The sequence below is a fragment of the Candidatus Accumulibacter phosphatis genome, assembly GCF_000024165.1.
GTDB classification, from domain to species: domain Bacteria; phylum Pseudomonadota; class Gammaproteobacteria; order Burkholderiales; family Rhodocyclaceae; genus Accumulibacter; species Accumulibacter phosphatis.
This window is the reverse complement of the sequence record NC_013194.1, coordinates 2,288,365-2,300,873: the sequence shown is the minus strand read 5'-3', so window position 1 is coordinate 2,300,873 and position 12,509 is coordinate 2,288,365. Positions and strand designations below refer to the sequence as shown.

The window sequence follows — 12,509 nt, the reverse complement described above, 5'->3', positions numbered from 1 at the left end:
TTTGGGAGCGGGGTGCGCGTGGGTCCCGGATTTCGCTGGCGCTGCATCCGGGCTACGGCGCTACGGGGCAATGGCGTGATAAGGCTGGCGAGCGTGGGCACCCGTAGGTTGGGTTAGCCCGCCGGGCGTAGCCCAAGATCCGCCTCGCCAAGGCAGTCGATGCGGTCGCTGAACACGGCAGCGACGCCCCGCTGGAAGAGCGCTATCGCGGCGAGCGGATCGTTGACCGTGTAGCAGAGGAGCGGGATGGCGGCCGCGTGCGCCGTGCGCAGCAAGTCGTCGTCCACGCTGCTCACGGCGCAGTGGAGCGTCAGCGCGCCAAGCGCGCCTACGCGCGCCAGCCAGTCCGCTGGCGGACACTCGTAGAGACAGCCGAGCGGCAGTTCGGGGGCGGCAGCGCGCGCGGCCGCGAGCGCCGACTCCGAAAATGACGAGACCAGCGGCAGATCGGCGCCCGCCCAGAGTTGGCGGACCTCGCGCGCGACGACATCGCCGGTCAATCTTTCGAAACCGGCTGCCGGCTTGATCTCGACGTTGGCCCGCAGGCCCAGTTGTTGACAGAGACGGGCTGCCGCCGCGAGCGTCGGCAGCGGCTCGCCGGCGAACGCCGGGTGCCGGCGGGCACCGGCGTCGAGGACACGCAAGTCGCCATCGGTAGTTGCGCAGACCCGGCCGACGCCGTTGCTCGTGCGCTCTAGCGCCTCGTCGTGAATCAGCCACGGCGAACCGTCCGCCGACAGCATCACGTCGAACTCCACCGCCCGCAAGCCCAGCCGGGCGGCGATGCGCAGGCCGGCGAGCGTGTTCTCCGGCGCCAGCGCACCGCCGCCGCGATGCGCGAAGACGCGCGGCAGGGGCCAGCCCAGCCGCCGATGAATCACTTCACCAAAGACGCCTTGAGTGCCGCCGGCATCACCGCATTGCCGCGCTGCACGGCGGTATCTAGCGCCTGCTTGGCCGGCGTCTTCCCCGACCAGGCGGCTTCCAGTTCCTCCTCGACGATGATCCGCACGGGCTCGATCTCCGACACGCGTATCGCGCGCAGGGCAGCCGGCCCCTGCAATTCGCGCTCCGCCACATTGAGAGCGACGACGTCGCCCTTCAGCAGTTTGCTCTCTGCCGCCGCGCGCGAGGCGGCGGTCATCGGCAGGAAACCTCCCGCCGCAGTCAGTTCGACCTGGATTTCGGGCTTCAACAGGAAGCTGACGAAGCTCGCGACGGCCTTGTACTCGGCCGGCTTCTGGCCGGCGCCAACCCACAGTGACGAACCGGCGGCGAGCGTCTGCTGCGGCGTGCCCTGCACGTCGTCGTGGTAGGGCAGCGGAGAAACCCCGGTCTGTGCCTTGCGCGCCTCCGGCAGCGCGGCAAACAGCGACGACGAGCTGGTCAGCATGCCGCAGTCGCCGGCGGCGAAACGCCGGTCGGCTTCATCGCGCCGACCGAAGTACGTGAAGAACCTCGCCTTCGCCCAGGTCGTCATCATGGCCGTGTGCTTGACCTGGACCAGGCCATTGAAATTCAGCTTGCCCTTGCTGTCGGCCACCTCGACACCATTCCATGCACTCAGGTTGTCGATATGCACCCAGGCTGGCCAGGTCGTGGTGTATGGGCAGGTGCTGCCGGCGTCGAACAGCTTGTCGGCCGCCTTCTGCGCCTCGGCCCAGGTCTTCGGCGGCTTCTCGGGGTCAAGACCGGCCTTGCGGAAAGCTTCCTTGTTGATGTAGAGGACCGGCGTCGACAAGGCGATCGGCAGCGCGAACAGATTGCCCTTGGCATCGCCCAGGCCGACACGCAGTTCGGGGGCCAGCTTGCTGCCATCGAAGGGCTCCTTGGCGTCCTTCATCACCTGGTGCAGGGGGACAAAACGTGCGCGCGCGGCAACGAACTTGGCCTGCTCCTCGCGTGTCACCAGATTGAGGTCCTTGGGCGCGTCGCCCTGGACACGGCGCACCAGCTTGACCTGGTAGTCCTTCTGCCCCGTATTGAAACGTTCGATGAGCTTCTCGAGCCGCTCGGCACGTTCTTCGTCAAGCTGATGCGACAGCTCGATATCGGTCGGCGCGGCAAGCGCCGTGAACGAAGCCGGGCCCGCAAGAGCCAGCGCCAACGCGGCCGGGAGAGTTTTCAGTAAGCGCATGTCGATCCTCGATAGTGGGAAAAAAGCTCGCATTATAGTCTGACCTGACGGCAATCCCGACAGTCCGCTTCGGTCATCGGCAGCCGCTACGGGCCGCCCGGCAAGAACGTGGAGGCGGCCAGCGGGCGCGGCGGCGGCAGACAGCCAGACGCCGCCATTACGGCGAACGTGCCGGCGAACGCGCCGACGTTCAGAGCGCCGAAGTCGCTCGTGGGCGATGAAAGACTCGCCCCAGCAAGGCCTTGAGTCCGGTCGGCCGGGCCGCTCGCAGCGCCTTGCGATACGCCTGCGTGTGCCGTTGCATGCGCTTGATCGCCTCCGGATCGAGCGTGATTCCCGCGCTATTGACCGTCTTGGCGACGGCCTCCATCCGCTGCGCGTCGGCACGCAAGCCGAGCCCGTCGTAGATCACGGCCAGATGCATGGCGGCCGGCAGTGCTGCCTGGCTGGTCACTTCCGGCCCGGCGAGCGCCTTCAGAAAGTAGGTGATGGCCAGCGGAATCTCGCCGCGGGAGACGGCAGCCTGCCCGCGCAGCGACCAGGCCCCACATTCAAAGGTCGCGGGCAGCCCCTTCGTGATCGCCGCGTCGAGCAGCGCGTCGGCTTCCGCAAACTGCTCGGCCTGGAGGACGCGCAGGGCGGCTTCGAAATCGGTCTTCCCCGCTCCGACGTTGGTGCCGACACGCACGAAACTGGTTCGGCAGTGTTCAGGGCAGACGCGGCCCGGTTCAGCAAGCTCGGCGCCTGGTCCTTCGGGTGCAGCCGCGTGCTCGGCAGCAGCGTCGGATTCGCGTTCAGGTTCGCCCGACGACTCGGCGGGTTTTGCCGGCACCGAGGCCCGCCGCCCCCGCCATCGCCAGAACGCAAACGCCCCGACGCCCAGCACGAGCAGCGAGAGCCCCACGAGCGCAGCCGTGCGCGCCGATGGCAGGCCGAAATCCAGCCCCTTCTCGGCGTCGGTCTTGGCGAAACTGACCACCGGCTTCGGCGGCTCGGGCAAGGACACGGTGAAAGCGCGCCCGCCGAATTCGAGCGAGACGATGTCACCGGCCCTGGCCGGTCCGGCAAAGGCAATACACAGATCGACAGTCGGGCCTTCGAGGGTGAGTTTCAGCGGAGCGCTGGCACTGTCTCTTGACACCCCGAGACCACCGTCCTTGCCCACGGCCATTCGCGACACCTCGCGCACGCGCGTCTCGGGAGACAGGTAGCGGCACATCGCAATGCTCACACCGACGGCGACCGCGCTCTGCGGCTTGGCTCCCGGAGTCGACCCGGAGATTCTTGCCCGGATCTCCGGCAGCGCCACCGGGTCCAGGCGGCCGCCCGGCTGCACGCTCAGCCGCCCCTGGATCTCGAGGAAGCCCTCGCCATCGGGCGGAGAGCGACGAACGAAATCGTTGTCGTCGCGCATCCATATCGCCGGCACGGACTGCGCCGTGAGCCCCGTCAGCGACCAGGTTTCGGGCGACGATTGCGCGGCGGCAAGCGGCGTCAGGATGGCGACAACCAGCCCGACCAAGGCCAATGCTGTGGTAGCCATGTCGAAACACTCACTCTGAACGGTTGATGATCGAGGGGAGCTTTACACATTTGCGGCCCTGGATCAAGCGGCGGCACGTCGTGCCTGACCAGCGCCCGCGCAGCCCGTCACGGCGGGCCGGACCACTGGCTTCGCCCGGCGGGCCGGTCAGCAGAAACAGAAAGGGCGGCTACCTGAGCCGCCCTTTACTACCCGACAGGAAAAGGGCCTAGCTACGCCGACGGCGCGCGAGCAATCCGCCGAGCAATCCAATCCCTAGCAGCCTGTCGGACTTTCGGCTTGCTCCCCACCGGATATGCTATAATCATGCCTTTTGAAGCAACCGAGGGCCGGCATGTCCCACTTCATCGTCACCGACCGTAAGACCGACTACCTGCTACCGCCGTCACTGGACGATTGGCTGAACCAGGATCACCTGGCGCGATTCATCGTGGAGGTAGTCGACCAGCTGGACCTGTCGAAGCTGACGCGACAGTACGCTGGACGTGGATCGAAGGCGTACCATCCGGCGACCCTGCTGGCAATTCTGGTCTATGGCTACGCCACGGGTATTTTCTCCAGCCGCAGGCTGGAGCGGGCAACCTACGATTCGGTAGCCTTCCGCTACATTGCCGCCGGAAGCCATCCCGATCACGACAGCCTGGCGACGTTCCGCCGGCGTTTTCTGGACGAACTGAGCGACCTGTTTCTGCAGGTCCTGGCGATGGCCAAGGAAATGAAGCTGCTCAAGCTAGGTAACGTCTGTCTTGACGGCACGAAGATCGACGCCAACGCCTCAAGGCACAGCGCGCTCTCCCACGGACACATCGAAAAGCTGGAAGCCCAGCTCAAGGCTGAGGTGCAGGAACTCTTCAGCTTGGCGGAACAGGCGGATCAAGCCGACGTTCCGGACGGCGTCAGCCTGCCCGAAGAAATCAAGCGTCGTGAAGATCGGCTGGCGGCGATGGCAGTGGCCAAGGCGAAGATTGCTGCCCGGGCCGAAGAGCGTTATCAGCGAGAGAAAGCCGATTACGACGAGAAAATGGCGCGGCGCGCGGCCAAGGAAGAAGCGGCCGGCAAGAAGTTGGGCGGCAAGCCGCCGAAAGCCCCCGAGCCCGGCGCACGGGACAGTGACCAGATCAATCTGACCGACGAAGAATCGCGCATCATGCCGGTGGCCGGTGGCGGCTTCGAACAAGCGTACAACGCCCAGGCCGGGGTTGATGCGGCGACGATGCTGGTTGTGGCGGTCGGCGTGACGCAAGCCCCCAATGACAAAGAGCAGGTCGAGCCGATGCTGGCGACGCTCAAGGCACAAGCCGAGGTGCTGGGTCCCGTGGAAAGTTTGATCGCCGACAGTGGCTTCTGCAGCGAGAAGAACATCAAGGCATGCGAGGCCGCCAGTATCGATCCGGTGATCGCGGTGGCTCGCGACGAGCACCACCCTGACTGGCGGGAGCGGCACAGCGAACCGGCGCCGCTGCCGGAGAATGCGACACCCGTGCAGGCCCTGTCGCATCGCTTGAAGACCAAAGCGGGACGAGCCCTCTATGCCTTGCGCAAGCAGACCGTCGAGCCGGTCTTCGGTATCATCAAATCGGTCATGGGCTTTCGCCAGTTCTCGCTGCGCGGTTTGAAGAAGGTCACGGGCGAGTGGACGCTGGTCTGCCTGGCGTGGAACTTGAAGCGCATGGCCAAATTGCGCCCACAGTAGGGAAAACGAGGAGAAAACCGTCCAAAAGGCCGCAAAGTCGAGAAAATCCGGCCTTTTCATTCCGCATTGTGAAATTTGGCGGTTTTCTAAACCTCAAGTCCGACAGGCTGCTAGGAGCGCCGAGGTCGCGGGTTCGGGGATAGACACCGGAGCTGTGGTGATCAGGGACGCAAAGCGGACGGTCGTATTGGTACTCTCCGGCGTCCGGAAGCCGAGGCACGGCGCCGCTACGCCAACCGCAGAGCAGGCGGCAACCGGCAGAGGATTGAGGCCACTGGTCGATTCGAAGAAGCTGATGAAGTACTGCTTCGGCGCATACGTCGTACCGGCTCCGTCGAGGTCATAGAAGAACGGGAAGTTGAGCGAGTTAACGTCGGTAACGTAGATATCCGCGCAGCCGTTGATGTTGACGCCTACACCGTTCGCACCTCCGTCGGCACAAGTGCCGCCAGCAGGATTGTTGGGCGTCTCGGCGAAATGGACCTTGAAGATGAAATCGACCGCCGGCAGGCCGGGGCCCAGAGGCGACACCGGAGTCAGCGTCAGCGTCGACACGATGTCGACGGTGCCCAGCGTGGCGCCGGTGATCGGCTGATTGCGGTGGGTGATCGAAACGTTCGGGACTGACGCACCGTTCGTGTTCACATTCCCGGCTGATGAACCGCCGATGTCCAGGCCGCTGATGCCGCCGCTTCCCCAGCTCAGGCTCAAGGGGCTCTTCGTAATGCCGTTCGCGGCGGTACAGTCGCCGCTGTTGTTGCAAACCGACGCCGTGTCGAAGACCGTGGACACGTTGACGTTCCAGATGTCAATGATGCCATTGATACTGTCCGCATGCGCGCCGAACGACAGAGACGCGGCAGCAACGCCGACAGCGCTGGCGATCAGCGCCCTGAGTGGTTTGGTTTGATTCTTCATGATGACTGGCTCCTTCTTATAATTGCGCGCACCCGCTGTGCGACGGACTACAATAAGCAAAGACCGTGCCAGAATCGGATTAATCTTTTAAATCACCTTCCTGCCTGAAGCCCCCCGAATCCCGCAACGTCGGCTGTAAGATTTCCCGACACGGGCAGCGTGCCCGGCCGGGGCACGAGCGGTCCGCTGCCGACGCAAACCCGCCATTCCCCGAGACCGGCGGCGGCCTCAGAGGCCGGCAAGAAGCTTCTTGACCTCGGCCTGCGCCGGGTACTTGTCGCCGAGCTTCGCGAGAACCTCGAGTTCCCGGCGCGCTCCCTTCGCATCGCCGGACTTGATCAAGGCCTTGGCCAGATTCAGGCGCAGATCGGGCGCGTTTGGCGCTGCCGTCGATGCCCGCCTGAGGATATCGGTGCCACGCGCGAGATCGCCGCGCTCGACGAGGATCCACCCGAGGGTGTCGAGGACTTTTGGGTCCTCGGGCGCGAGCCGGCTGGCACGTTCGGCGTAGTCGAGCGCCATCGGGTCGCCAGCCCGCCCGGCGGCCCACGCCAGGTTGTTAAGCGCGCGCAGATTGTTCGGAACGTCCACCACCACGTCCTTGTAGATGCGGACGGCCGCGGGATAGTCCCTGGCCGCCAGGGCGAGGTCGGCGAGGTAGCTGCGGACGACCACATCCTTGGGGTGAGCCTTGATCCAATCGGCGGCCGCCCTGGACGCCTCTTCCGCGCGGCCGGACTTGACCAGTGCGGAATGCAGCGCGACGACGAGTTGTGGCGAGTTCGAGCGCTCGATCCCGGCCTTGAGGACGCGTATGGCCTCCGGCCACTTCTCCTGCTGAACCAACGCCTTGCCCTCGAGAAAATAACCGATGGGATCGCTCGGCTGCGACTTCTGCAGTTCGCGGGCCGCCTCGATGGCGTCCGCCGGCCGAGCGGGTTGCTGGTCGAGGGCGGCCAGGCGCACCGTGGCCGGCCGGAAACCCGGTCGCAGCGTCAAGGCCTTGCGCAGTGATCCCTTGGCCGCGTCAACGGCGCCGCCGGCGAGTTGAAGATCGGCAAGGCGCACCAGTAGTTCCGGCGAGGCGGGGGCGAGTTCGATCGCCTTCGCCAGCGTGGCCGCCGCGAGGTCGGCCTTGCCCGCGCGAATCTGCAACTCACCGAGGACCGTCTGCAAACGCGCACTGGCGGGCATCGCCTTCGTCGCCTGCTCGGCGGCGACCATGGCCGCATCGAAATCCCGCCGGCTGGCGTGAAAAGCCACCAGTGACAGCCTGGCGTTGACATCGGTGGGGGCGACTGCCACGGCTTTCTCGATCGTCGCGCGCACGCTGTCGGGCTCGGACTTGCTGTCATTGAGCCACTCCGCGTAGGCCAGCAGGACGCTCGCATCCTTCGGGCGCCCCGCGACCGCATCTTCGAACCGCTTCTTCGCGCGCTCGGGCTTGCCATCGGCGAGATCCAAACGTCCAAGGTGACGCAGCGCGGTGATGAGATCCGGTCGCAGCTCGTACGCTCTTTCGAACGCCACCCGCGCCTCGGCCCTTCTCCCTGCAGCGATCAGGACTTCGCCCTCGAGCGTCAGGATGCGCGCATCGCCCGGTCGCTTCCTGGCCATGATCGCCAGGACCTCGAGCGCCTTGTCGAACTGTTTGCTGCCAACGAAGTGGTTGACCAGCAGGACATCCGCTTCGACACCCGCCGCGTCCACGGCCGACGCTTCCATCAGAACGTTGATGGCCTGGCCGGCATCGCCGCCCGCCAGGCGAGCCAGTGCTAGGCCGGTCAACGCCTTGGGGGTCTTGCCGCCCAACGCATTGGCCTGCTCGAACAGCGACTGCGCCTTCTTCGCGTCGCCCGCCTTGAGGTACACCATGGCCGCCACGCTCAGCGCCCGCGGTTCCTCCGGCGCCCTCGCCACCATCTCCTGCGCCAGCGCCAGGGCCCTTTCCAGGCGCTGGGTCCGCAACAGGACGCCAATCAGCGCCTGCTGCGCCGGCAGGTTGCCCGGGTTCCGCATCAGCACCTTGCTGAGATCCTTCTCGGCGAGTTCGTATTCGCCCATCTCGGCGTTCAGGGTCCCCGACAACAGCAGCGTCGGAACAAACTCCGGATCGCCCTTGAGCGCCAGCGCAACGTGGTCGCGCGCTTCGTTCAGGTCGCGGTCGCGAATCGCCATCAGGGCCAGCACATGCTCGGTCCGCGGGTGCTCTTCGGCCGCTTCCACCATAGCGGCCAGTTGCGCTCTGGCGTCGTCGACCCGGCCGGCCTGCCAGAGGAGCATGATCGCCGTGTAGTGCGCCGCGACGTCGGACGGTCGCACCTGCGTGAGCGCCTGCAGCGCCTGGATGGCGCCCGCCAGGTCACCCTTGCTCTGTGCGATGCTGGCCTTCGCACGCAGCGCCTCCACCGACTTGGGCTGACGCGAAAGTACCTGATCTATGGCCAGAGAGGCCGCATCGTACTCGCCTGCGGCTCCGGTGATCACCGCTCGCGCAATCGCCGCCCTCGGATAGTCGGGACTGGCTTCGAAAGCCTGTTGAACGGTCTGCTTTGCGGCCTCGACGTTGCCTGTGAACAGGTGCACGAATGCCTGGCTGACCAATACGTCGGCCCTCGCCTCGGGCGACCTGATCTGCTGCGGCGGAAAGTCGGACAGCACTTTCTGGTACTCGCCGCTTTCGAGCAGCGCCCGCGCCAGCAAGGGCTTGACGGTCTCACCTTCCAATCCCGCTTCGTAAGCACGACGCAGTTCCTTCTCGGCCGCCTGCGGTTCGCCGTTGTCGAGGAGGACCCGCCCAAGCAGCAGGCGACCCTCCCCAAACTCGGGATCGGTCTGCAACACGCTGCGCAGCCGGATGATGGCGGCCTGGTAGTTCCCCGCGGCGAAGTCCGCTCTGGCCGAGGCGACCGACTTGTCGCGACTGTCGCCACAGGCGGTCAGAGAAAGGGCAAGAATGATTGCCGCCGCGCTTCTGGTGAGCAGGCGGATAGGCTGGCGTTTCATGATGAGTTCTCCCTTGTGGCTGTCGTCTGGAAGCTGGTTGATCGATATGCCGAAGAAATGGCGCCGGCGAGCATTCTCGCCAGCCGGGCGATTCCGCGTGGAGCCCTGCCCGACCACCTGCTGGACACCGGCGGCGTAGCCGGTGGAACGCGTCTTGCCCACCCGGCAAACGCTGGCGCTGGTACGCCCCTCTGCCCACCGGATGACTCGCCTGCCGGATACGGGAAGGCGACTGCATCTGCCAGGCGTCTGCCGGCCGGCCCGCGATCGTCCGGCGCTACTGGCGCCCCGGCGATCCGCGCGGTCGCCGGCACGGCACCTGCCGGGCAAGCGGCAAGCACTCCCGACAAATGGCGATCTTATCCCAGTTGGTCGGTGGCACGCCGTGAAGTTGTTTGCGCTGACAGACCTGGGCCCATCCGCCGGGGTCCTGAACGAGCCCTTCCAGCACCCGGAGGACGGCCCGAAAAAAGCGGACCCGCGGCGGCTTCCGGTTAAAATGCACGCCATTCAAACCTTTGCCCAGGGATCGTCGTGCCCGATAGTCCACGGAGTCAACTGCGCACACTGCTCCTCGCCGCCACCCTCCTGCTCGGCCTGTCGGGCTGCGATGTCGTCCAGCAGAAACTCGGGATCGAGGCGCCAGCGGCCAAGACCGCGCGACTCGAAGGCGAGGGCAAGGCGGTTGGCGGTGCCTGCCGGCAATCGGGACGCGCAATCGAGGATTGCTATTCGATCTATTCGTGGTTGCCGAAAGCGGCCATCTACGAGGGCTGGCGCGACATGGATGTCTACATGCGCGAAAACAAGCTGCTGACCGTCGAGCCACAACTGCCGCCGCCACAACCGCCGGGCACGAAGAAGAAGAAGGCACCGCCACCTGCCGAGGATGCCATTGCCGAACCGCGAGCCGAGAGCAAGAATGGCGAGGCGCGTTAGGCGCTTCGCGAAGCGGCCCAGCTCACCGACTCGTCTATAATCGCAGCAGCACGCCACGCGCGATCCTCCCGATCGACAGGCACGGCACATTCATTACAAGATCGCCCATCACCCACACTCCACGCCATGTCCAAGCCGATCCAGCCGCCGCAGCCAGCCGCACACGATCGCGATGCGCTGCTGCGTGCCGGCCGTGACCTGTTCCAGAAGCGCTTGACGGAGATCGTCAGGCAATCCGGCGTTCGGCTGCCGGCCGCGCTCGACGCGTTCGGCCGCGAGATCGGTGAAGCGCACGACGAGCTGGCCGCAGCACGCCAACTCGATGGCTTCGATCAGGCCGCCGACCTCACCGCTTCACGCCTGACCTTGCTCGGCGACGACGACCTCGAACTGGACATTCGCGTCCGCGAAGTGGCCGCCCACCTGCGCGAAGCCGGTGGTCGCGATCTCTGGCGAACGCAGTTGCGCTACCGGACGCTGCTGCGTCGCCCGCTGATGAACGAGGATGCCCATCCGATCGGTCCGGACGTCATCTGCCTCGGCCTTTGGGCACTCTGCGCGCAATGCGGCGGCACCCTCGAGCAGCGGCTGGCCCTGCTCGACCGCCTGGAGCCGGACATCTGCCAGCAAGTCGCCGTGATCTATCGAGAAATCGACGAACTGCTGGCTGCCGCCGGCGTCGACCCGGCGCCGGGGCAGACCCCGCCAGCGGCCACCCGTTCCGGATCAGGCGACGCGGCCGATGACGGGCAGGGGCCCGTCGACCCCTTGTCGGCTCTCCAGCAGGTCATGCGACAGCAACACGACGGCGATCTACCCGTGGCGTTCGGAAACCTGCGCGGTCATGCCCAGGCGACGTCGGCGAACCCTACTCTCGATGCCGCGGCGATGGTCATGCTCAAGCACCTGTTCGAGCGCCTGACAGCCCTCGAGGCCCGTTCGCCTACGGCGATCGCGGACTCGGCAGCGTTGGAGTCGCCGTCGCCTCCTGCCCTGCACGCACTGAAGGCCAAGGATCTGGACCTGCCGCTGGGCATGCCCGAGGCGATTACTCTCGACACCCTGGGCCTGATCTTCGAAGCGATATTCGATTCCGCGGAACTGCCGGACACCGTCAAGGCGGCCATCGCGCGCCTCCAGATCCCCCTGCTCAAACTGGCGATCGTCGATTCGTCGCTTTTCGCCAACAGCCGGCATCCGGCGCGCCTCCTGATCAATCGCATGGCGCGGGCAGCCGTCGGCTTGCCGCGCGCTGCCGGCTGGGAGCATCCGGTCTGCCACCGTATCGGTAGCGTAAGCGCTGCCGTCCGCGAGAGACTCGCCGAGAAGGGCGCCGTTCTCGACTCGTATCTTGCCGAACTCGACGTGCTGATCGGCGAACGTGACCAGGCCATCCGCCTGCAGGCCGACCGGCATGTGCCGGTGGTGGAGGCGCACGAGAAGCGGCAGTATGCCGAGCAACTCGCGCGCACCTGGTTGCGGGGGAGCCTGCCCCGCGCGCGCTCGCCTGAAGTGGCGTCGTTTCTCGACCGCTACTGGTTTCGGGTGATGGTCGCCGCGGCTATGGAGGGCGGCGGCGAAGGGAAGCGCTGGCAAGAGGACGACGCCACCGGGGATGAATTGATCTGGAGCGTCCTCCCCAAACAGAGTGCCGAGGAACGCAAACGCCTGGCCAGCCTCGCATCGTCGTTGATCAGGCGAATCGGCGCCGGACTCGATGCAATCGGAGTTTCAAGCACGGAACGTGCGCCTTTCCTGAACACCTTGTTCGACCTGCAGACCGCTGCCCTGCGCAGCCAGTCACAGCCCGCCGCGCCACCGGCGGAAACGCCGGGAAGTGACAGTCAAGCCGACCGGAGCACGAATCTCGCTTTCAAAGCCGGGCCCTGTCTCCTCGAGGATGAGGGGCAGCGCATCCATTACCTGGTACTGGGAGCGACCGCCGAAGCGCGCAAACGGGCAGCGGCCGAAAACTGGCAAGTGGGCGACTGGCTACGTTTCTGGACCTCGGAGCAGGAGCCTCTGTGCGGTCTTTGCTGTTGGCAGAGCCCGTCGTCGGGAACGGCGCTGCTGTTGAATCCGGACTGGGGCTACGCGGTCGCCGTCTCGCCGTCAGCTCTCGACCAGCAGCTGAGCGCCGGCCGGGCCCAGATCGTTTCCCGTCTCGCCGTCTTCGACGCCGCCGCTGAACGCGCTCTCAGCCTGCTGCAACGCTCCTGACCCTGCTCGTCGCCGCAAAACCGGCCGCGAAGGGTCATTCCATGTATAATAAG

At 66.0% G+C, this 12,509-nt stretch carries 8 protein-coding genes; 3 read left to right on the top strand and 5 right to left on the bottom strand.

The features are described from left to right. Positions 1-113 precede the first annotated feature (113 nt). The 3 genes from ugpQ to CAP2UW1_RS10160 form a co-directional block, all read right to left on the bottom strand. Entirely contained in the window at positions 114-881 is a 768-nt protein-coding gene (gene ugpQ, locus CAP2UW1_RS10170) for a glycerophosphodiester phosphodiesterase (protein WP_015766538.1), read from the bottom strand. Then, positions 878-2,137: an extracellular solute-binding protein gene (locus CAP2UW1_RS10165; protein WP_015766537.1), complete on the bottom strand. Its 1,260-nt coding sequence runs from the start codon at positions 2,135-2,137 to the stop codon at positions 878-880. The genes ugpQ and CAP2UW1_RS10165 overlap by 4 nt, the downstream gene beginning before the upstream one ends. 190 nt (positions 2,138-2,327) lie before the next feature. Then, positions 2,328-3,680, bottom strand: a complete 1,353-nt coding sequence (locus CAP2UW1_RS10160; RefSeq protein WP_015766536.1) for a hypothetical protein — start codon at positions 3,678-3,680, stop codon at positions 2,328-2,330. 334 nt (positions 3,681-4,014) lie between these two features. Between CAP2UW1_RS10160 and CAP2UW1_RS10155 the strand changes: the two genes are divergently transcribed. Continuing rightward, complete coding sequence (locus CAP2UW1_RS10155; RefSeq protein ID WP_012806779.1) at positions 4,015-5,373, top strand: IS1182 family transposase; 1,359 nt, start codon at positions 4,015-4,017, stop codon at positions 5,371-5,373. A 93-nt stretch (positions 5,374-5,466) separates the two neighbouring features. On the opposite strand, the gene CAP2UW1_RS10150 is transcribed toward CAP2UW1_RS10155, so the two are convergent. Together CAP2UW1_RS10150 and prsT are read right to left on the bottom strand one after the other, a co-directional pair. Then, positions 5,467-6,291 carry a THxN family PEP-CTERM protein gene (locus CAP2UW1_RS10150; protein ID WP_015766535.1) on the bottom strand — a complete coding sequence of 275 codons (825 nt, stop codon included), beginning with the start codon at positions 6,289-6,291 and terminating at the stop codon, positions 5,467-5,469. 228 nt (positions 6,292-6,519) lie between these two features. Beyond that, positions 6,520-9,297 carry an XrtA/PEP-CTERM system TPR-repeat protein PrsT gene (gene prsT, locus CAP2UW1_RS10145; protein ID WP_015766534.1) on the bottom strand — a complete coding sequence of 926 codons (2,778 nt, stop codon included), beginning with the start codon at positions 9,295-9,297 and terminating at the stop codon, positions 6,520-6,522. Positions 9,298-9,831: 534 nt separating this feature from the next. Between prsT and CAP2UW1_RS10140 the strand changes: the two genes are divergently transcribed. Together CAP2UW1_RS10140 and CAP2UW1_RS10135 are read left to right on the top strand one after the other, a co-directional pair. Further along, positions 9,832-10,236, top strand: coding sequence for a hypothetical protein (locus tag CAP2UW1_RS10140; RefSeq protein WP_015766533.1), 405 nt, complete (start codon positions 9,832-9,834; stop codon positions 10,234-10,236). A gap of 126 nt (positions 10,237-10,362) precedes the next feature. Then, positions 10,363-12,456 (top strand): DUF1631 family protein, encoded by a 2,094-nt coding sequence (locus CAP2UW1_RS10135; RefSeq protein ID WP_015766532.1) that lies wholly within the window; start codon positions 10,363-10,365, stop codon positions 12,454-12,456. Positions 12,457-12,509 lie beyond the last annotated feature (53 nt).